The following is a 20,962-nucleotide window of genomic DNA, read 5'->3' on the forward strand; positions in this document are numbered from 1 at the left end:
CCGGTTTGTGGCGCACGGAGTGAATGATGGACCGAAGTGAACTCACCTACGATCCGCGCGGGGTCTTCGAGGCTCGGGGCGGCGTGCCGGTCGACATGTTCCGCGAACTCGCGCCGCGGCTCGTTGAGGCTCGAGACCGCACGCTGGCGGATTTGGCCGTGCTACGGGCAGGCGGGAGGGCAGCGGAGGCGGACGAGCCGAACGATGCCGGTTTCATCGACCTTCCCGAGTTGCTGCTGGAGGACTACCGCCAACACGGTGTCGACAGTGAGATGGGCCGGATCCGCGCCGCCGGCGACCGCCTCGCGGAACTCGTCGATCGAGTTGTCGTTGTTGGCATCGGGGGGTCGTACATGGGCACACGAGCGCTGTTCGAGAGCCTGTGCCGCCCGTACCACAACGAATGCTCGCGAGATGAACGGAACGGCCGGCCGCGCGTACACTTCGACGGGTACAACGTCGACAGCGACCCGTTCGAAGATCTCGTCCAGCTCCTGGACCACCACTCCGGCGAGGTGACGCCGGGCTGCCCTTGGGGATTGATCCCCGTCAGCAAGAGCGGCGGCACGCTCGAGCCAGCCATTGTGTTCCGGATGCTCCTGGAGAGACTCGACCGTGCCTGTCTTGGAGATCGGGATGTGCTGCGTTCTCTCGTGATTCCGGTGACCGGCCGCACCGGCCGCTTGCACGAGATCGCCGCCGCGCTGGGGTGTCCCGACATCTTCCCCATTCCGGACGATATCGGCGGCCGGTTCTCGGTTCTGTCCGCGGTGGGGCTGCTTCCCGCAGCGGTGTTGGGAATCGACATCGTCTCGCTGCTCGACGGCGCGACGGAGATGGTCCGGAAGTTCAAAGTGCTGCCCCCGGGAAGAAACCCGGTCCTCGACTACGTGGGGGTCGGCCACCTCATGGAGCGCGAGCGGGGCGCGCGCTGCCGGGTGCTCAGCGTGTGGGGCCGTCAGCTCGAGGCCGTGGGCTACTGGTACGACCAGTTACTGAGCGAGAGCCTGGGAAAGGACGGCCACGGTGCGACACCAATCACGGTGGTCAACACCAGGGATCTCCACTCGCGCGGACAACAGCACCAGCAGGGCGCCCGGGACAAGCTCATCACCAACGTGACGGTCGGCCATGTACGCTATCCGGCCAGTCCGATTGGCCGCTCCTTGACCAATCTCGATCAGCTCGACTTCCTGTCGGAGTTCCGCTTGACGGACGTGATGGACGCCGCGGTGCTCGGGACCAACCGTGCCTACAACGGAGACGGCCGGCCCACCGCTGACCTGCGGCTGTCGGCGCTCGACCCTTACTCCGTCGGGCAAGTGCTCCAGTTCTTCATGCTCGCCACCGTCGTCGAGGGTCGCCTTATCGGTGTCAACCCCTATGGGCAACCCGGCGTCGAGGCGTACAAGCGCGAGATGAACGGCATCCTCCATCAGAAGGCCGGGTCGCCTCGGGCATGATGCTCGCCCCGCCAGGCCGCCGGCCTCGCGTCCCATGCTGCGGCGAATTGCTGATCGACTTCCGTCGCGCTCATCCATGGCCCACGGGTCATGGCGGGGATGATCAGTTGCCAGGTGGTCGTGGCGAGTGGCTGTCGGCGGTTCGCAGCCATCGATCCCGGGCTCTCAGGCAGTCGCTTCGGCAAGGACCATCTCTGCTGAGCGGGATGGCTGCGGCCCCACAGCGCGGCGGCGGGGTTCGATGAGCAGGCGGAGCGCGTAGCCTTCCGGTGCGCCGGTGGCAGGGCGCGAGGGACCGACCCGGTAGACCGCCGACATGATCTTGCCCTGACGCAGGCACACGGGCAACGTGTCTGACGTCTCGCAGCGCTCGGCCTGTAGTGCCACCAGCCTGAACAGCGGAATCGCTGAGCCGGTCACGCTTTCCACGTAAGCGCCCGTCTCACTGATGTTGCGGATCATCACGCTGTTGAATCGAGTCGTCCCACGCGCATCTTTCCACACCATGCGCCCTGCCACTCCGAGCGCCTGGCGTTCCGCGTGGCGAAGTTCTCGCGTCCGATCAGTCTGTCTGGTCATCGTCAAGGTCGAGCTCATGCCTACGAACAGTATCAATCCATGGTCCAGTAGGCCAAATTATTGGCCGGTCCTGTCCAGATCTCAGTAAATGACTGCGGCAATGCTGTTTAGGAAGAGTGACGGACGACCGACAGTGCGGGGGGTATGGATACTTAGGTAACAGTAACGACGTCAACTGGATACTAAGTATCGCGAGCTAAGCTCATCCATCTAGCTTGGCGCCGTCCAGACCGAGGCGCCGCATCTTCAGATACAGGCCGCGGCGGGTGAGGCCGAGCACGCGAGCCGTTTCGGAGATGTTTCCCGTGCTCCGCGCGAGCGCGACGCGGATCATCTCGCGCTCGAGCTGTTCGACGGCTGTGCCGAGGGGGATGTCGGTCCGCAGTGACGATCCCGGGCGCGAGTCGGTCGCCCGGGGCGCCTCATCCTGCAAGGCGGCGAATCCCGGCGACAGGTGATCGGGTCGGACCAGGCCGTCGGGCCCGCTGAGGGCGACGGCCCGCTGGATCTCGTTGCGGAGCTGACGGACGTTGCCAGGCCACCAGTGCTGGGAGAACAGATCCAGGGAATCCTCGCTCAACTGCACGTCCGGCTTGCCCAGCCGCTCGCAGGCTTCACGAAGGAACAGCGCGCAGAGGTGTGGGATCTCCTCACGGCGCTCGCGGAGCGGCGGCACGTGGATGCGGATCACCGTGAGGCGGTAGTACAGGTCCTCCCGGAACTTGCCCTCGGCCACGCGTTGCTCGAGATCGGCGTTGGTGGCGGCGATGACGCGAACGTCCACGCGCTGGGGCCGCGTCTCGCCGACTGGCATGATCTCGCTCTGTTCTAGGAAACGCAGGAGCTTCGGCTGCACCTCGAGCGGGAGGTCCCCTATCTCATCGAGGAACAGGCTGCCGCCGGCCGCCGACCGGATCAGGCCCGCCTGGTCTTCAATCGCGCCGGTGAACGACCCGCGCCGATGGCCGAACAACTGGCTGTCGGCCAGTTCCCGCGTCGTGGTGGTGCAGTTGTAGGGAAGAAACATGCCTCCACTGCGAGGCGAGCCGAGATGGATCGCGCGGGCCACCAGTTCCTTGCCGGTGCCGCTCTCACCCGTGATGAGCACGGTGAGGTCGTTGCCCTGCAGCCGCTCAATCTGTTCGACGACGCGCGACATGGCGGCGCTGGCGCAGACGAAGCCTGGGAGGATGGCGTCCAAGGTCCGCATGGCGCGCTCTTCCGCCGGCCGGGCCGCACGTTCGCGGCTTCCGCAGAGGGCGAATCCCTGGCGCGCCACCGCCGCAATCATGCGGATCCGGCGGGTGATGGGCTGACCGATCGGGCGCGGCGACGCCACCGCGCCCAACCGCTGGTCGTCGCCTTCGTGGCCCAGCGATTCGACGAGGATCTCGCCCATGCCGTACGCCTGGCCTCGGATCGCCGATCGGGCGAGCGCCGACGCCGCGTCCTGATCGCAACCCGCAGCCGACACGATACGCAGCTGGTCGCCCGCACGCAGGAACACGACCGCGGCATCACCGCCAGAGGCTTCGTGCAGGGCGGAGGCGGTCTCGAGGGCCAGCAGGGCCGGCATGACTGCCGCATCCACCAATCGGCGGACGATGATGTCATCCGCTTCGCCGGGAGCGGACAGATACTCGCCGGTTGCCAGGGCCGGCGGCTGCAGGTCGATGCTGCGCGCATCCGCCAGATCGGGGGCGGCTCCGAGGCGCTCGAAGACGGCGATCGCCTCGTGCAGGTGCTGCTCGGCCAGCGACCGGGCGCCGACGCGCGCCACGAGTCGGCCGAGCGCCAGTCGGCTCAGTGCCGATTGGTACCGCTCGCCGAGCAACTCGAACATGCTCGCGCTCTGCGCGAGGTCGTGGTACGCGTCGGTCGAACGTCCTCGGCGGACGTGGAGTTGCGCGCGGAGCCGAAGGTAATCGCCCCAGGCTCCGGGCATCGTGCGGGGATCCAGCCGGGCGCTGATCAACGCGAGGCGCTGCTCCGCATCTTCCAGCCGTTCGTCGCCGAGGACAGCCTCGGCCGCCAGCAACTCCGCCTGCAGCGCGTCGGCTGGCGGCACGCCCTGGGTCGCGGCGATGTCGGTCGCCATCCGGAGTGCATCCGGGCGCATCCCGCGCCGCAGTGCCAAGCGCGCGGTCAGCAGCCGCACCGACCATTCATACCAGTGGCTCGTCTGCTGACCGTAGGTGCCGTACGCGTCGCTGGCCCGCTGGAGGCAGCTCTCGCTCGCGTCGTACTCACCGCGAATCAGGTGGATCTGCGCGAGGGTGTCGAACACCGCGCCCGTGGTCTCGTGCGACTGGACGGGGCTCCGGATGTCGAGCGCGCGGCGGAGCGCGCGCTCGGCCCGCGCGAGGTCGCCGAGGCGCACGCAGATCTGACCGAGCGTGGCGAGCGCGACAGCGAGCCCATGGAGTGAACCGGTTCTCTCGTGCAGGCTGACGGAGCGATCGGCGAGGGCCAGTGCCTGGTCGTGGCGGTGGCGCAGGAGCGAGACGTTCGCCTGGTTGCCGCAGACGATCGCCAGGACGTCTTCGGCCTGGGCGACGCTCGCAAGCTGCTCCGCCTGTCGCAGCGCCGCCATCGATTCGTCGAGGCGACCCGATTCGGCGTAGACGATGCCCGAGAGCGAATGACAGAGCGCGAGGTGCCGCCGGTCACCGACCGCATTGAGCGCAGAGATCGCCTTGCCGATCTCCTCGCGGACGATGGCGGCGTCTCCGACCTTCCGATAGCTGAAGGCCAACTCGAAATGCGCGAGGCCGATGGCGCGTGACTCGAGCGCGAGTTCGGCCTGGCGCAGTGCGCGACCGAGGAGCGCGATGGCGCGCGACTGATCGCCGCGGAGCGCCGCCAGCCGACCGTGCAGGCGCCACAGGGCCGACAGCCGTGCCGGCGGGATGCGTTCCCGCAGCACGTCTGGCGGCCGGCCCAGCACCGTGCTCGCCTGCTGGACGTCGTCGCGCAGCAGCCAGGCTTCCGCCATGGCGCAGCGCACGCCCAACTCGTCTTCCCGGCGAAGCCCGGGAGCGGACAGCGCCTGCGAGAGCGCCTCGATGGCGTCCACGCCGCGACCGCGCTGGAGCGCGGCCGTAGCCCGGGCCATCAACGACGGGAATGGCGGGGCGGACACGGCGAGAGTATAACCCGGCCCGATTCGTCCGCCTCCCCATCCTTGGTACTGACGCGTATAATCAGCGCATGGCTGAGACACCGCTCGATCTGGTGGGGGGGCGCTACCGGGTGCTCGGGACCCTCGGGAAGGGCGCGATGGGGCTTGTGTTCATGGCCCACGACCCCGTGCTCGATCGCAAGGTCGCGATCAAGCAGATGACCGCGGAGATCGCCGACAACGAGGAGCTCCGCCAGCGCTTCTACGTGGAAGCGCGCGCGGCGGCCCGGTTGAACCACCCGAACATCATCACCATCCACGAGCTGAGCGAGTCGGGCGGCGAGATCTACATGGTGATGGAACTGCTCGAGGGCAAGTCGCTCGCAAGTCTGATCCAGGAGCGTGCCGTGCCGTTGTCGCTCGAGGCGACGCTCGACGTGATGGCGCAGGTGTGCGACGGCCTCGACTACGCACACCAGCGCGCGATCGTGCACCGGGACATCAAGCCTGCGAATCTGTTCGTGACGCCATCCGGGACCGCGAAGGTCCTCGACTTCGGGATCGCGCGCCTCGGGTCGCTGCACATGACGGCCGCGGGCGCGTTGATCGGGACCCCGGACTACATGTCGCCAGAACAGGTGCGTGGCGACGAGATTGACCGTCGCACGGATCTGTGGGCCGTCGGAGCGGTGTTGTATCAGCTGCTGTCGGGGGCGAAGCCCTTCGAGGGCAAGCCGCTGGCGAGGCTGCTGATGGCCATCACGCAGACGCCGCACGTGCCGCTGCAGCAGCGGGCGCCGTCGGTGCCGAGAAGCGTGTCGGATCTCGTGGATCGGCTGTTGTCGAAGCCCAGAGATGCACGGCCGGCGAGCGCCGGCCTCGTGCGCGACGAGTTGAGAGCGATTCTCGGGCGGGAGTCGAGTACGTCGACGAGAGCACGGCTCTCCGACGACGACTACGGCGAGACCGTGTTCATGCAGTCGCCTGTCGCGGCCGCCCCGGCCAGGATTCCCCAGGTACCGACCCCGCCGCCGCCGGCGCCGCCGACCCCGCCACCGGTTCGGCTGCCGGAGCCCGCGCACGAGATCGAGACCGTCGCCATGAAGGCCACTCCGGTGGAGACGCTTGCGCCGTCGGGGCGGTCGATGCCCACCTCAACCGGCGCCATTCCGGTTCTCGATCTGCCAACCAGACCTGTGTCGACACCGCCATCGCGGCCTGCGCCGCCGCCGGCGACCCCGGCGCGGCCGACCGCTGCCGCGGCCCCAGTGGCACCGCCGCCTCCTCCTGTGGCTTCGAAGCCAGCCGCAGCCGTGGCTCGTCCCGTGGTGCCGCCGGTGCCGGCACCCGCGACCGCACCGCCCGCGAAGAGCGGCAGGTCGATCGCCGCGGTCGTGGCGGTCCTCGTGGTCGGCCTTCTCGGCCTGCTGTCGGTCGCCGGCGGAGCTTGGTGGTACTTCAGACCAGCCCAGACACCGGCGACGACGTCCGCGACGGCACCTGCAGGTCCGGCGGCCGGCGCAGCCGGCACGCAGCCCGCACAGAGCGGAACAACGCCCTCGGTGGCGCAGCCTGCAGCCGCCGTCGAGCCGCCGCCCAGTACGGCGACGCAGCTTTCCGCTTCAGCCGAACCACCTCCGGCAGCGTCGGCTGCCAACACGACCGATCCCAAGCGGACGAAGTCGACGCCCCCAGCCCCGTCGGCGCCTGCCAGAACGGAGACGGATGCGCGACCCGCGCCGAGCGCCGCCGGCCCGGCGCCGGCGGCTGGGAAGCGGGGGGGGACCGCCCCCCTTGACAGTGGCGTAACGGCGAGCCAGGGCAGGCGCGAGACGCTGAGGCAGGACACAGTCGATGCGCTTGCGGGGCGTTCAGGTCAGGCGTACGACGGCAGCCAGGAACAGTCGAACGTGGCTGCGGTGAATCGCATCAACGAGGTGCTCGGACGCTACGTGCAGGCGCTCGTCCACGGTGACGAGGCCGTATTGGGCGAGGTCCGCACGTCCCTGTCGAGCGAGGAATCAGGCTTTGTTCGGGCTCGGGCGCTCAAAGTACGCCTCGACGGCGTGCGCGTCGAAGTGAACGGTACCGAAGCCACTGCGCGGTGTCGCCGGACCGTGGAAGGCACGTCGGCGTTCGGCACGTCGATCCACGAAGAGGGCAACGCCGTGTTCCGCCTGACCCGGAAGGTCACGGGTTGGATGATCACCGACGTGCGATGAGGCCAGCGCCGTGTGCGTCTGCGCGTCCCCGTACCGGCGGCGGAGACGGGCGCGCGACGCCAACTCGCGTGCGTTTCAGGCGGGAGCGCGCTACGATCCAGTCATGGCCAGAGGATGGGAGAGCAAGGGAGTCGAGACGCAGCAGGAGGAAGCCGTGCGCATGCGGACGGTGACCACCGGAGACGCTGGCGCGGACGAGCGCCGCGACCAGACACGCCGGGCAACACTCCAACTCGCCCGGGCGCGAGCCGTCGCGGACCTCGGACGGGCCAAGAGCAAGCCGCACCGCGAGATGCTCGAGCGGGCGATCGCGGATCTCGATGAACAGTTGCAGGGGTGAGCGGAACTCCGGGCGTGGCGGGCCGCTCAGCTCCCGAGGATGCGGCTGAACAGGGATGACTTCCTGGCTACCACGCAGTTCTTGCCCCGGTGCTTCGCTTCGTAAAGGCTGTCGTCTGCGCGCTTGACGATCGTCTCCGGTGTGTCTCCGGCCGACATCTCGGTGGCGCCCGCGCTGATGGTGTAGATGAGTCGCTCGGTCCGGCCGCCGTGAGCAAATTCGTAGACGGTCCCGGCGACGTGCGCGATCAGGTCGCGAATGCGCGGCTCAGCCTGGCGTAGCGACGTGCCGCTCATCAGCAGCGCGAATTCCTCTCCGCCGTAGCGCGCGACGAGATCATCGGGACGCACCTGCGAGGTCAGCGCGCGGGCCAAGGCGAGGAGCACGCGGTCGCCGACGAGGTGGCCATACGTATCATTGACCCCCTTGAAATTGTCGATGTCGAGCAGTGCCAGGACGAAGGGCGTCTGGCTCTGCTGCGCGCGCGCCAGCCAGCGCCGGAGCGACTGATCGAACGTGCCCCGGTTGGCCACCTGCGTGAGCGGGTCGAGTGCGGCTGCGACCTCCGTTTCCACGAGCTTCGCCTGCAACGCGTCGATCCGCATGTTGAGCTTCGAGTAGTACGCGTCCTCGCGTTCCTGCTTCTCGGCCACGAACCGGTTCAGCGCTGACACTTCCTGCGAGATCCGTCGTTTCAGGTCGCGGATGTCCTCGACTTCCGCCAGCGTGTGGAACCGGTCCGAGTGTCCTGTCAGTTGCTTGTTGACCGACACCGCTTCCCCGGCGAGTTTGTCGATCGCCGACGTGAGCGTGCCGATCAAGTCCTTGATCTCGGTCTCGCGCTCGGCCGAGAAGTCGGCGGCCCGCGCGAAGAAGTCCCGGCACGTCGAACTGCACTCGTTCGCCAGACGGCCGAGCGTGCTCGGTGTCGTCTCCTTCGCCAGATCTTCACGGTACCGCTGGATCCGCTGCCGGAATGCCGTCGTATTGAGCGTCTGGCTGTCGGCCGCCTCCTGGCCGATGAGCGCCAGCAGCTGGTCGACGAGCCGCGCCAGCGGGCTCACGGTCGTGTCGATTGGGCGGGCGAGGCCGAGTTCGATGGGTCGATCGGTCATGTTCGGACACTGGCGAGGCGGCTGGTCTCAGGTTGGTAATCGGGCTTCGACGTGGGATCTTGAACGACGCCGGTCGGCACTCACTGCCGGCCGGTCAGCGGCACGCCCCAACCTAGCGCCAGATCCCTGATGTTCAGCAGCATCAGGACCCTGACACCCTGTTCCGCCATCCGCGCCGTGACGCCGCGATCCACCGAGCGGTCGAACGGGCCGGGCGGGATGAAGCCGCTTCTCAAGCGCAGGATTTCCGAGGATCGGCCCAGGCTCGCCGATGCGCCGCCCACGTTCACGTAGAGCTTGACCGGGCGGCCGTTCGCGATGCGACGATAGGCGTCCATCCGCTGCCGGACGGCGTCGGCGAAATCGCGTGGACGGAGCGTCGGGACGCCGAGGTGCCGGGCACTGTGCTCGAGCGTCTGCCACGCCATCGCCCGTCCGTCGGGCTCGAGGTCGAGAGCCATGTCGGCCTCACCGCCTGCGGTCACCGCGATCGACGCACGGGAGATGACGCCCGCGTCGACGAGTCGCGCCTCCATCTCCGGCCACGTGAAGCCGGGTTGCGTGGCGCCCCACGTGGAGGCCGTGACCGACGACACGGCCGCCAGATCGGCGCCGAGCGCCTTGCAGGCACATGCGACCGCGAGGTCGAGACCAGGAAACGATCCTGAGAAGCTGGCTGTCACGAGGTCGCCGCGGCCGACGCCGACGGCCGACAGCCGCTCGGTGAGCACGCGAGCCCAGGCGGGGTTGGTGGAGATCCGCTTGGCCTCGAGACTGCCGAGCGTGGTCATCAGCGGCGTCACCTCGCTGCCGATCAGCCCCGAGCGATCGATGCCCGCTTCGGCCTCGCTCTCGATGCGATCCCGCTGCTTGGCGGTCCGGATCACGTCCTCCGCCCGGCGCATCGTCTCTTCGGCGAACGCTGCCCGCCGAGCGAGATCGGCCGGAATGGTCGTGCGCCCGGTCGCGTCAGCGGCCGGTCCGGCGGGAATCGTCGCCGACCGGCCGGCCAGAAGCACCGAGAGTGCGAGGCCACACCCGATCCCGGCGAGGAGACGCGGAGGCACTCTGAATCGTCCGAGCGGCGGTTCGAATCGATCACACATGCGCCAGCACCACCAGAATCACGCGTACGAGCGCGGCGACCAGCAGCGTGGATCCGAGTGTGACCCAGATTCCCTGCGTGAGCGCGGTGTTCGCGATCAGGCCGGGAACGATGTAGCCGATCGCGCGGAGGCCGCCGGCTTCGGCGGGAAACGTCAGTTGAAGCTGCGCGAACGCGGCGTTCAACAGGAAGCCGGTGAGGATCGTCACGCCGAATCGGCGCCGGCCGTACAGCACGACGAGCCGCGAGATTCCGAAACGGACGGCGAGCCACGTGACCAGCGCGACCAGGAGCGTCGCAGCGAGCCGGCCGGGCTGATCGAGGTAGAGCGCCAGGTAGCCGGGGACGACGAGACCTGCCGAAGCAACACCGAACAACTCGGACATCAACAGGCTCAGCGTGAGGCCGATGCCGATTGCCAGTTCAACCACGTGAGGAGGCCTCCTCGAGGACGCGTGGCACATCGAGGCCGCGCGTATTGCCGCAGAAGACGAGTGAACATCCCGACGCTCTGGCGTGCAGCCAGTGGGCGAGTTGCCGCGGCGGGACGAAGTCCGGGGCACGACCTCCGCGGGCTGCGCTCAAGCGGCGCCACACGGTCCGCGGCGGTCGAGATCCCGTGATGATCAACAGGTCGGCATCGCGAAAGTCGCGGCTTTCTCGGGCGAAGCAATCGAGCCGTGGTGCGCGATCGGCCCGATGGTTGTAGATGAGGACCAGCGGCGGGCGCGGCGCCGAACCGCGCGGTTGGTCAGTTGCGGAGACGCCGTCCACGAGCACAGCCAGCGAGGTCGGATCGTTCGCGGCGGTCGCATTCAGCCAGTGCGACTCGCCATTCCGCAGGGACAGGACGCCGTCCCGGGCGGTGCCCGGGTCGAGCGGCGCGCGTTGAAAACCGGTGCGCGCCACGTCATCGGCAATGCCCAGTTCCCGCGTGACGGCCAGCGCGGTGGCCACATCCTCCTCGAACCAGCCCTTGCCGCCGGCGAGCCCGGCCGCGGTCACGCGCGTACCGACCGCCGCCGCACGGGCACGAAACAACGGGTCGAACAGAGGCTCGCCATGGACGAGGACCGCGTGGACCGGAATGGTGTTGGCCAGCGTCGACGCGATCGTCTGCAGGTCATGCCCCATGAGTTCGGTGTGATCGAGTCGTACGTTGGTAATGACGCCGATTGTCGCCCGAACGATCGCGCGCTCGGAAACGTATTGCAGTGTAGGGTCGAGGGCCATGCACTCGACGACGACGGCGCGGGCGCCGTGATGTCGCGCCAGGCGGAGCAAGGCCAGTTGCTCGCGGATGCTGGCCGGACCGCGGCGTACGACGTCGCGCTCGGCGCCGTCGGGCAGGAGGAGACGAGCCGCTGTGCCGGTCGTCTTGCCGAGAGTCGGAACGCCCGCCTCGCGCAGGGCCGACCAGACCAGCCGGGTCACCGTGGATTTCCCACGGGTTCCATTGACGTGGATGCGGATGGGAACGTCGCGCCAGGCCCGGTCGCGGGCCAAACGTTCGAACCCTCCAAGTGCCAGCAGCACGAGCAGGCAGAAGAGTAGCGGCGTGATCACGCGCCAGTATAATAGAACGACCGTGACCCCACGACCACGTCGCACGTCTTGTGCACTGTTCGTCGTCTTGGTGCTCCACGCCGCGGGATGTCAATGGCGCGAGCCGTCCCGCGACATCGTGCCGCCGCCCCCTGCGCCGGCGGCCGACGTCGCGCCACCACGTCCCCGTATTGTGGTGCTGGGCGACAGTCTGACCGCGGGGCTCGGGCTGTCGAAGGCTGATGCGTACCCCGCGCTCCTCCAGCAGCGGTTGGACCGCGTCGGACTGCGCTGGGAGGTGGTGAACGCGGGCGTGTCGGGCGACACCACCGCGGGCGGCCTCGCCAGGCTGGATTGGGCGCTCGACGGTGACGTGCGGATCCTCATCGTTGCGTTGGGGGGCAACGACGGGCTGCGCGGGCTCCCCGTCGCCGCCATGAGGCGTAACCTGAGCACGATCATCGAGCGCGCGCACCGCCGGAAGGTCGAAGTGCTGCTGACCGGCATGGAAGTGCTCACGAACATGGGCCCGGAGTACCGGCAGCAGTTCCATGGGGCCTTTCCCGACCTTGCCGGGCAGCACCACGTCGCGTTCCTGCCGTTCCTGCTCGAAGGCGTGGCAGGACGGCCCGACCTGAACCAGAACGACGGCATACACCCGACCGCCGCCGGGGCGCGCATCATCGCCGACCACGTGTGGGCGGTGTTGCAGCCGATGCTGCCGGCGGTCGCACGATGACAATCGCCACACCGATGATCGAACTGCGCGGCGTTTCCAAGACCGTTGCCAGCGGAATCTCGTCGCTGACGATCCTGCATCCGCTCGACCTCGACGTACCGGCCGGGCGGTTCGTGGCGATTACCGGGCCGTCGGGCAGCGGCAAGTCCACGCTGCTCGGCCTGATCGCCGGACTCGACGGGCCGACGAGTGGCACCGTCGTGATCGACGGAACCGACATCACGCGCCTCGACGAGGACCGGCTGGCGCGCCTGCGCGGTCAGAAGATCGGCTTCGTCTTCCAGTTCTTCCATCTGATTCCCTCGCTCACCGCGTACGAGAACGTGATGGTGCCGATGGAGATTGCCGGCCGCGCGGACGCGGCGTCGCGCGCGTCGGTCTTGCTCGCCGAGGTCGGCCTGACGGACCGCGGACATCACTACCCGTCCCAGCTCTCGGGTGGTGAGCAACAGCGAATCGCGATCGCCCGCGCACTGGCCAACGACCCGCTGATCCTGCTGGCCGACGAGCCGACGGGGAATCTCGACACGACGAACGGCCAGCACATCATGGACCTGCTTCGCGACGTGAACCAGCGCCACGGCACGACGCTGGTCCTGGCGACGCACGACGCGCAACTGGCCGCGATGGCGGACGAGCGGCTGGCATTGCGCGACGGCATGTGGGTTCCCGAGGGTCCGGAGTCGAGCGTCTAGGGTCGAGAGCCCAGAGCCCTTTATGTCCTTTGTCCTGCGCATGGCCATTCGCGAGATCCGCGCGTCGTGGCGACGCCTGTTGCTGTTCTTCGTCTGCATCGCGCTCGGCGTGGGCGGGATCGTCCTGCTGCGGTCGGTTGTGCAGGACGTGCGGGCGACGATCGCGAGCGACGCGCGCGGGCTGATCGCGGCCGATGTGCTGATCACCACCGGACGTCCGTGGGACGCGAAGTCGAGAGAAAGCCTCGAGAAGGCGCTGGCCTCCGCGCCGGTCGCCGGTCGTGTCGAGGGTGTCGAGACGACGACGATGGTGCGGCCCGCAGATGAACGGCGCCCGATCGCCAAGATGGCCGAGGTACGGGGCGTGCAGGGAGGCTTCCCGCTCTACGGCCGGATCGAACTCCAGGACGGGCAGCGGTACTCGCATCGCCTGCTCGAGGGCCGGGGCGCGCTCGTCCGCCCCGAGCTGCTGTACCAGCTCGAGTCGAAGGTCGGGGAAGAGATTCTGATTGGCACCGACCGCTTCACGATTCGGGGCATCCTGGTCTCCGAGCCCGGCCGGCGGATCGCGGGTTTCAGCTTCGGCCCGCGCGTGCTGGTGGACGCGGCGGATCTGGAGCGTTCGGGCCTGCTCGGGTTCGGCAGTCGGGCAACGCGCGAGGTGCTCCTGAAGCTGCCCGATGGCGCCGTGGCCCCGCTCGTCGCGAGACTGAAGGCGGATCTGAAGGGGCAGTTCGTCAACGTGCGCTCGTATCGCGGCACTGAGGACCATGTCGGGGAAGACCTGTCGCGCGCCGAGAACTATCTGAGCCTCGTCGGTCTCGTGATTGTGATTCTGGGCGGCATCGGCGTCTCGAGCGTGACCCGCGTCTTCGTGCAGCAGAAGGTTCGGAGCATCGCGGTCCTCAAGTGCCTCGGCGCCACGAGCCGCCAAGTGTTCACGGCATACCTGGTGCAGGCACTGCTCCTCGGGGCGGCCGGCTGCGTCCTGGGCGTGGGACTCGCGGCTGCCGGGCTGGCGGCCATCCCGTGGATCTTCTCCAACCAGGCGCTGGCCGGTATCGCCCACGATCTCACGCCGTCTGCCGTGGTCCAGGGCGTGGCTATCGGTCTGCTCGTGGCCGTGCTGTTTTCGGTGGTGCCGCTGCTCGATGTCCGACGTGTCAAGCCGTCGTTGCTGCTGCGCGATGCGATCCGTGCGAAGGAACGCGACTGGGTGCGATGGGCGGCCCTGGCCGTGCTGCTTGCCTCGCTGGTGCTCATCGCGAGCTGGCAGGCGGCGTCGCTGAGGATCGGGCTTGCCGTCTCGGTCGGTCTGGCAGCCGTTGCGCTCGTCCTGCATCTGGCGGGAATCGCGCTCGTGCGCGCGCTCCGCCCGCTGGCCGCATCACGCTCGGTGGCGCTGCGTCACGCGGTACTGCGCCTGAGCCGTCCCGGCAACCAGACGCGGGCGGTGCTGCTCGCCGTCGGCCTCGGGACCTTCTTCATCGTCGGCGTCCGGTCGCTGCAGGCGAACCTCCTCGATCAGTTCACGCTGACGATCGATGCGACATCGGCTGACATGTTTCTCATCGACGTGCAGCCGGACCAGGCGGCCGGCGTTTCCGCTCTGATCGCAGAGCGCACGAAGCGGACGCCGCCGCCGCCAATGCCCGTGCTTCGCGCCCGCGTGACGGCGGTGACCGGTCGCGAGGTGAACCTGAAGACCTACGACGAGGTCCGCCGGAATCACGGGCTGGGCCGCGAGTTCACCGTGACGTGGCGGGACCGCCTCCAGCCGAATGAGCGCGTGATGGCCGGGCGGTTCTGGGGGGCGGGGCGCACGGAAGTGCCCGAGGTGTCGATTGAGCAGGGCCTCAGCGAGCGGTCGAAGATCCACGTCGGCGACACGATGCAGTTCGACGTGATGGGACGGGTCGTGTCGGCCAGGGTGACGAGTGTTCGGCAGGTGGACTGGCGCGACGCGCGACAGGGAGGGTTCATGTTCGTCTTCCGGCCCGGTCCTCTCGATCGGGCGCCGGCGACGTACGTGGCGACTGCCAGGGGGCCTGTCGACCCGTTGACCCGCGCGCGGCTGCAGCGGGATCTCGTGGACCGGTTCCCCAACGTGACCGTCATCGACCTGCGCGAGATCCTCCAGAACGTCGAGAAGGTGCTGTCGAAGGTGACGCTCGGGGTGAGCGTCGTCGGCGGTCTGGTGCTGGTCGTCGGGGGGCTGATCCTCATCGGATCCGTTTCGATGACACGGTTCCAGCGCATCTACGAGGTGGCGATCTTCCGGACGCTCGGCGCCGGAACTCGACTCCTCACCGTGATGACGGCGTTCGAGTACGGCGTGCTCGGCCTCCTGGCCGGGGCTGTGGGGTCGACCGCCGCCATTGTGCTGACGTGGTACATCAGTCGGTATGCCCTCGACATCCGCTGGGCGCCGTATCCGCTCATCACGCTCGCGGGCATCGCGATCACGACGGTGCTCGTGTGCGGCGTCGGCCTCGCCGCCAGTGCCGACATCCTGCGGCGGCGCCCGCTCGGGACGCTCCGTTCGGAATAGACCGGCAGCCGCACGGCGTCTTTCCCTTGCCCCTTCCATTCTTGACCCTCCCCAACGATAATCTGACGAATCGTTGCCCTTCACACCCACGCCCGGCGGAGGCCTTGAATGAACAGACACCTGCTGGAGCTTGCGTCTCGAACGCTCGGAGATGCGGCCCGTCGCCAGGATCAGGACTCCCTCAGCATCGAGGGGCGACTGAGGGAGCTGTCGTTCAACCTGTGGTGGAACTGGCATCCACAGGTGCTCGAGATGTTCCGCGAGCTCGATCACGCCGGCTGGATTGAGACGAACCACAATCCGATTGCGCTGCTGAAGCGGTTCAAACCCGGCGAAGTGGCCCGGCGGGCGGCGGAGTTGTCGCTCGAAAACCGGATTAGCTTCCACTATCGCCGTCTGCAGGAGTATCTCGGGTCCGAGATCTCCTGGTGTTCGGTGCAGGCTGGAGCGCTGCGGGTCACGCCGATCGCCTATTTCTCGGCGGAGTTCGGCCTCCATGAATCCCTGCCGTTGTATTCCGGCGGGTTGGGGGTCCTGGCCGGCGACTACCTGAAGAGCGCGTCGGACCTCGGGCTGCCGGTGGTGGGCATCGGTCTGTTCTACGCGAACGGCTATTTCCGGCAGCGGCTCGATCCCTCCGGCTGGCAACAGGAGGAATACGGGCTGACAGACGTCGAACGGTTGCCCATGCGGCGTCCCGTCGGGCCGGACGGCGCGCAGATCACCATCCAGGTGCCGTGCAACGGCGAGATGCTCCACGCAGGACTCTGGATTGCCCGGGTCGGCCGGGTGCTCCTGCTGCTGCTCGATTCCGATGTCGACGCCAACCCGCCGCACCTGCGGGAACTGACGGCGCGCCTGTACGGTGGTGACCAAGTCACCCGTATCCGGCAGGAAATCCTGCTGGGTATCGGCGGTCTGCGCGCCCTGCGCGCGTTGGACATTCGACCGGCGGTCCTGCACCTCAACGAGGGCCACAGCGCCTTCGCGGTGTTCGAACGGTCGCGCGAGCGGGTCGAAGAGGACGGACTGTCGTTCGACGACGCCCTGCGGGAGACGGCGCTGCAGACGGTGTTCACGACGCACACGCCCGTCGCGGCCGGTCACGATCGATTCGACGCCGGACTGATGGATCGCGAACTCGGCTGGCTTCGCACCGCCCTTCGGATCGACAGCAACCGGTTCCTCGGGCTCGGTCGGGTGAACCCGGGCGACCATGGCGAGACGTTCTGCATGACGGTGCTCGCGCTGCGTGGGTCCCGCCACCGTAACGGGGTCTCGAGCCTGCACGGGCACGTGGCCCGCCGCATGTGGCAATGCGTCTGGCCGGCCCGCGACGAGGAGGCGGTGCCGATCGGCCACATCACCAACGGTGTCCACGTGCGGTCGTGGCTCGCGCTGTCGATGAACCGGCTCTACGATCGCTATCTCGGCGTGGACTGGCCCTCGCGGCAGAGCGAGTGCTCCACGTGGGCGGCGCTTGCGGGGATCGACGACACCGAACTGTGGGAGACGCACTCCGTGCTTCGGCGGTATCTGATCGATTTCGTGTGCCGGCGCAGCGGCCGGCCCGACCTGCTCAATCCCTATGCGCTGACGATCGGGTGTGCGCGGCGTTTCGCGACGTACAAGCGTGGCACCATCGTGCTGACCGACCTCGAGCGGCTCGCGCGGATCGTCAGCAACGCCGCGGGCCCGGTCCAGATCGTGTTCGCCGGCAAGGCGCATCCCAAGGACGACCCTGGGAAGAGGCTGATCCAGCAGATCGTCCAGATTACCCGCGACAGCCGTTTCGCCGGCCGCATCGCCTTCGTCGAAGACTACGACATCAACGTGGCCCGATACCTCGTGCAGGGGGTCGACGTCTGGCTGAACACGCCGCTACGACCTCTCGAAGCGTGCGGCACGAGCGGTCAGAAGGTCGTGCTGAACGGCGGCCTCAACTTGTCGGTGCTCGACGGATGGTGGGCGGAGGCCTACGACGGCCACAATGGGTTTGCGATTGGTACCGGCAACGTCCATGCGAACCCCGACGTGCAGTGGCGGCGTGACGCGACGTCGCTCTACGACACGATCGAGCAGGACCTCGTGCCGCTGTTCTTCGATCGCGACCCCTCTGGCGTTCCGCACCGCTGGGTCACGTACATGAAGCGATCGATCATGAGTCTGGCGTGGCGGTACAACGCCGATCGGATGGTGACCGACTACGTGAATCAGAGCTACGTTCCGGCGGCTGGCGGCCTGTGTTCGGAGTGATTCGGACGGGCGTTCAGGGCCGGACTCTCGTGCTATGATTGGGGTTTATCGGAGCTCCGAGGAGACGGGAATGGACATCCAGCACTACAAGGACGCACTGGTCAGAAAGCGCACGGAGATTCTGGCGACCGGCGGGATCAAGCCGCTTCAGAACGACAACAACAGCCGTCAGGGTGACCTCGCCGATCAGGCCAGCGGGAACAACGAAGTCCATATCCAGCTCAGGCTGAAGCAGACGGATGCCAAGATTCTGCAGGCGATCGACGAGGCGCTGCTGCGCATCGACAAGTCCACGTACGGCGTCTGTCGCGATTGTGGCCAGCCCATCGCGTCCGCCCGGCTCGAGGCGATTCCGTGGACCCGCGTGTGCAAGACCTGCAAGGAGAAGCAGAACGCGTGACGCCTGCCGAAACCCTCGAGTGCCTCGTGCAGTTCTATCGCGAGAAAGGGGCCCTCGAGCGCCGTCACGAAGCGGTCGCCCGGACGGTCGGCCAGTACGATCGCAACAACGCCTATCAGTACATCATCGCGCGCGAGCAGCAGCACCTGAGCTGGGTGGCGGATGCCATCGGTGAGACGGGAACGACAGTCACCGATCTTCCGCCGGTCGAGAACCTGTCGCGCCAGAAGCAGGACGAGGACGCGCTCGCCGTCGTCGCCGCCGACGCGCGGGCGCTCGAGTCGCTCGTCGCCGGCTGGCGCGATCGGGTGACGCGGATGACCAACGCGCGGCATCGCCTGATGCTGCAACTCGTGCTCGGCGAATCCCTCGAGCACACGCGCCTGCTCCGGCAGGCGGCCGAGGGACGGATCGATCTGCTCGGCCGCCGCACCGGCGGCGAACGAACGGCCGGGTCGGTGCTGTCCACCCGCTGGGTGGAGTAATGGCGGCATCGATCGCGATCGCGCTTGGAAGCAATCTTGGTGACCGTTGCGCGCATCTCGATTTTGCCGTCTCTCGGCTGCGCGGTCTGACCGACGACCTGATCGTCTCCACCTATCACCAAACCGACCCGGTTGACGTCGTGGGATCACAGGCGCTGTTCCTCAACGCGGCCGCTGTGGGCACGTATCGGGGCACGGCGCGGCAGTTGCTCCAGACACTGCTCGCCATCGAAGCCGAATGTGGACGACAGCGGCCGCACCGAGGCGCAGCCCGCACGCTCGACCTCGATCTCATCCTGTTCGGCAGATCGGTGATTGACGAGCCTGGCCTGCAGGTGCCGCATCCGCGGTTCCGCGCCCGTCCGTTCGTGCTGGCGCCGCTGGCGGAAGTGGGGCCGGACCTGATCGATCCGGTAACCGGACAGACCGTCGCACAGTTGCTGGCGGCAATGGTCCGCGGTCCGCGTTGATCACCGACGCTGCCGCCGCCCCGCGTCACGCCACCTGTTCGGGGCGCATCGAGCTGCTCCCCTACAGGGTTGCTTCTCGCTCCTGACTCCTGACGTGTACGCGCCAAGGGCCGCGCCAGCGTGTCCGCCGGGCGCGGCCCTTGGTTCCGACCTGGCCCCAGCTACTGCTTCGTGTAGACGGTCTTGCGCTCGCCGCGCGGACTGGCGCTGACCACGGTCAGTTCCTTGCCGTCGGCGCTGAGCGACCAGGTCTCGGTGGATTCCATGGTGCCGTTCGGCGTTTCGCGGACGGTCTTGATGACGAGCTTCGCTCCGTCGATCTTCGCGGTGCTCTTCACCTCACCCATCGGCCCCTTGTTGACGCTTTCCGTGCCGTCGAGCTTGTATGTGGTCGCCATCGTCTGCTCGCCACGCTTCATCTCGCGGGTGAGTTCCGTGGCCGTCTGCTTGACGGTCATCGGCGCGGGCGGACCGCCCGGTCCGCGGCCGCCGCTCGGCTGATCACTCTTCGCCGTGTCTGGCGCCCACGTGCCGGAGAAATCCGGCTTCGCCTGTGCCATCACCATGGCCGCCACGGCCAGCACCATCACGAACGTCAGCAATGCCACTCTTTTCATCGTGCCTCCACTGAACGGGATTGTCCGCATCGAGCCTACTCGTATCTCAGCGCCTCAATCGGGTCGAGGGCCGAGGCCTTCCGCGCCGGATAGAACCCGAAGAAGATGCCGGTGGCCGCGGCGAATCCGAACGCGACGGCCACGGCGTCGGGCGAGACATAGGTCGGCCACTGGAGGAACTGGGTCAGGCTCCGCGAGAGACCGTAACCCAGGCCGATGCCAATCAACCCGCCCAGCAGGCTCAGGACAACGGCCTCCACGAGAAACTGCATCAGCACGTCGCGCCCACGGGCGCCGATGGCGAGCCGGAGTCCGATTTCGCGTGTTCGCTCGGTGACCGACACCAGCATGATGTTCATGATGCCGATGCCGCCGACGAGCAGCGACACGCCCGCAATCGACGCGAGCAGCGCCGTCATCGTCTTGGTGGCCTCGGTGCGGACCGCGGCAATGTCCTCGAGTGTGCGGACCATGAAGTCGTCGTTGTCGCCCGGCTGGATCTTGTGGCGAACGCGCAGCAGGGCGCTGATGTCTTCGGCGACCTTCTTGATGTTGTCCGCCGACGCCGCCGACACCGTCATGTTCTGGATGTAGGTGATGCCGCGCATCTTCTTCTGCACCGTGGTGTAGGGCGCGAAGATCGTGTCGTCCTGGTCCTGCCCCATCGCCGACTGGCCCTTGCTGGCCATCACGCCGATCACCTTGAAAGGCTGGTTGCGAATTCTGATGATCTGGCCAATCGGGTCGACGCCTTCACCGAATAGCATGTTGCGGACCGTCGCGCCGAGAACGGCCACCTTCGCCGAGCTGTTGACGTCAGCCGGCGTGAAGAACACCCCGGTTTCCACCAGCCACGATCGAATCATCGGCAGGTCGACGTCGGTGCCCTGTACCTGGCTGAACCAATTCTGGTTGCCGGCCACGATTTGCGCGCCCTGCGACACGCCTGCGGCCAGGTACTGGATGCCCTGGATCTCGTTGCGGATCGCGGTGGCATCCTCCGGCGTGAGCGTGTTCGACTGGCCCTGGCCCTGGCGCACGCCGCCGACGGTCCAGTTGCCGGCGTTCACCATGACGACGTTGGTACCTGCCGACTGAATCTGCTGTTCGATCGATTGCTGGGCGCCGTTGCCGAGCGCTACCATCGTGATGACGGCGCCAACGCCGATGATCATGCCCAGCATCGTGAGCGCCGTGCGCATCTTGTTCCGGTTGAGCGCCTTCAGGGCGATCCGGAACGTCATCAGTATCGACATGGC

Annotated in this window: 18 protein-coding genes; 10 read left to right on the forward strand and 8 right to left on the reverse strand. The window is 67.7% G+C overall.

Annotation, left to right across the window (positions count from 1 at the left end; genetic code table 11):
* Window positions 1-26: 26 nt before the first annotated feature.
* Window positions 27-1,463 (forward strand): hypothetical protein, encoded by a 1,437-nt coding sequence (locus tag VGK32_09680; GenBank protein ID HEY3382026.1) that lies wholly within the window; start codon window positions 27-29, stop codon window positions 1,461-1,463.
* Between the two features lie 165 nt (window positions 1,464-1,628).
* Here the strand turns inward: VGK32_09680 and VGK32_09685 are convergent, their stop codons facing one another.
* A complete protein-coding gene (locus tag VGK32_09685; protein HEY3382027.1) occupies window positions 1,629-1,928 on the reverse strand; it encodes a hypothetical protein in 300 nt (99 codons plus the stop codon).
* Window positions 1,929-2,244: 316 nt separating this feature from the next.
* Window positions 2,245-5,184 (reverse strand): sigma-54 dependent transcriptional regulator, encoded by a 2,940-nt coding sequence (locus VGK32_09690; protein ID HEY3382028.1) that lies wholly within the window; start codon window positions 5,182-5,184, stop codon window positions 2,245-2,247.
* Between the two features lie 68 nt (window positions 5,185-5,252).
* Between VGK32_09690 and VGK32_09695 the strand changes: the two genes are divergently transcribed.
* Window positions 5,253-7,385 (forward strand): serine/threonine-protein kinase, encoded by a 2,133-nt coding sequence (locus tag VGK32_09695; protein ID HEY3382029.1) that lies wholly within the window; start codon window positions 5,253-5,255, stop codon window positions 7,383-7,385.
* 103 nt (window positions 7,386-7,488) lie between these two features.
* A complete protein-coding gene (locus VGK32_09700) occupies window positions 7,489-7,725 on the forward strand; it encodes a hypothetical protein (protein ID HEY3382030.1) in 237 nt (78 codons plus the stop codon).
* A gap of 26 nt (window positions 7,726-7,751) precedes the next feature.
* Here the strand turns inward: VGK32_09700 and VGK32_09705 are convergent, their stop codons facing one another.
* From VGK32_09705 to pgsB, 4 genes are all read right to left on the reverse strand, one after another.
* Window positions 7,752-8,840, reverse strand: a complete 1,089-nt coding sequence (locus VGK32_09705; GenBank protein HEY3382031.1) for a diguanylate cyclase — start codon at window positions 8,838-8,840, stop codon at window positions 7,752-7,754.
* A gap of 80 nt (window positions 8,841-8,920) precedes the next feature.
* On the reverse strand, window positions 8,921-9,907 hold the full coding sequence (pgsW, locus tag VGK32_09710) for a poly-gamma-glutamate system protein (GenBank protein ID HEY3382032.1): 987 nt from the start codon (window positions 9,905-9,907) through the stop codon (window positions 8,921-8,923).
* A 31-nt stretch (window positions 9,908-9,938) separates the two neighbouring features.
* Window positions 9,939-10,376, reverse strand: coding sequence for a poly-gamma-glutamate biosynthesis protein PgsC (gene pgsC, locus VGK32_09715; GenBank protein ID HEY3382033.1), 438 nt, complete (start codon window positions 10,374-10,376; stop codon window positions 9,939-9,941).
* Window positions 10,369-11,511 (reverse strand): poly-gamma-glutamate synthase PgsB, encoded by a 1,143-nt coding sequence (gene pgsB, locus VGK32_09720; GenBank protein ID HEY3382034.1) that lies wholly within the window; start codon window positions 11,509-11,511, stop codon window positions 10,369-10,371. The genes pgsC and pgsB overlap by 8 nt, the downstream gene beginning before the upstream one ends.
* A 22-nt stretch (window positions 11,512-11,533) precedes the next feature.
* On the opposite strand from pgsB, the gene VGK32_09725 reads away from it, so the two are divergent.
* From VGK32_09725 to folK, 7 genes are all read left to right on the forward strand, one after another.
* On the forward strand, window positions 11,534-12,229 hold the full coding sequence (locus VGK32_09725; protein HEY3382035.1) for an arylesterase: 696 nt from the start codon (window positions 11,534-11,536) through the stop codon (window positions 12,227-12,229).
* Window positions 12,226-12,924, forward strand: a complete 699-nt coding sequence (locus tag VGK32_09730; protein ID HEY3382036.1) for an ABC transporter ATP-binding protein — start codon at window positions 12,226-12,228, stop codon at window positions 12,922-12,924. The genes VGK32_09725 and VGK32_09730 overlap by 4 nt, the downstream gene beginning before the upstream one ends.
* 22 nt (window positions 12,925-12,946) lie before the next feature.
* On the forward strand, window positions 12,947-15,475 hold the full coding sequence (locus VGK32_09735) for an FtsX-like permease family protein (GenBank protein ID HEY3382037.1): 2,529 nt from the start codon (window positions 12,947-12,949) through the stop codon (window positions 15,473-15,475).
* 108 nt (window positions 15,476-15,583) lie between these two features.
* Window positions 15,584-17,731, forward strand: a complete 2,148-nt coding sequence (glgP, locus tag VGK32_09740) for an alpha-glucan family phosphorylase (GenBank protein ID HEY3382038.1) — start codon at window positions 15,584-15,586, stop codon at window positions 17,729-17,731.
* A gap of 70 nt (window positions 17,732-17,801) precedes the next feature.
* Window positions 17,802-18,131 carry a TraR/DksA family transcriptional regulator gene (locus VGK32_09745; protein ID HEY3382039.1) on the forward strand — a complete coding sequence of 110 codons (330 nt, stop codon included), beginning with the start codon at window positions 17,802-17,804 and terminating at the stop codon, window positions 18,129-18,131.
* Window positions 18,128-18,616 carry a hypothetical protein gene (locus tag VGK32_09750; protein ID HEY3382040.1) on the forward strand — a complete coding sequence of 163 codons (489 nt, stop codon included), beginning with the start codon at window positions 18,128-18,130 and terminating at the stop codon, window positions 18,614-18,616. Before VGK32_09745 ends, VGK32_09750 begins: the two co-directional genes overlap by 4 nt.
* Window positions 18,616-19,086 carry a 2-amino-4-hydroxy-6-hydroxymethyldihydropteridine diphosphokinase gene (gene folK, locus VGK32_09755; GenBank protein HEY3382041.1) on the forward strand — a complete coding sequence of 157 codons (471 nt, stop codon included), beginning with the start codon at window positions 18,616-18,618 and terminating at the stop codon, window positions 19,084-19,086. The genes VGK32_09750 and folK overlap by 1 nt, the downstream gene beginning before the upstream one ends.
* A gap of 161 nt (window positions 19,087-19,247) precedes the next feature.
* Here the strand turns inward: folK and VGK32_09760 are convergent, their stop codons facing one another.
* Window positions 19,248-19,703, reverse strand: coding sequence for a hypothetical protein (locus VGK32_09760; protein HEY3382042.1), 456 nt, complete (start codon window positions 19,701-19,703; stop codon window positions 19,248-19,250).
* Between the two features lie 35 nt (window positions 19,704-19,738).
* Window positions 19,739-20,959 carry an ABC transporter permease gene (locus VGK32_09765; protein HEY3382043.1) on the reverse strand — a complete coding sequence of 407 codons (1,221 nt, stop codon included), beginning with the start codon at window positions 20,957-20,959 and terminating at the stop codon, window positions 19,739-19,741.
* Between the last annotated feature and the right edge of the window lie 3 nt (window positions 20,960-20,962).

This window comes from Vicinamibacterales bacterium (assembly GCA_036504215.1).
Lineage (GTDB): Bacteria > Acidobacteriota > Vicinamibacteria > Vicinamibacterales > Fen-181 > FEN-299.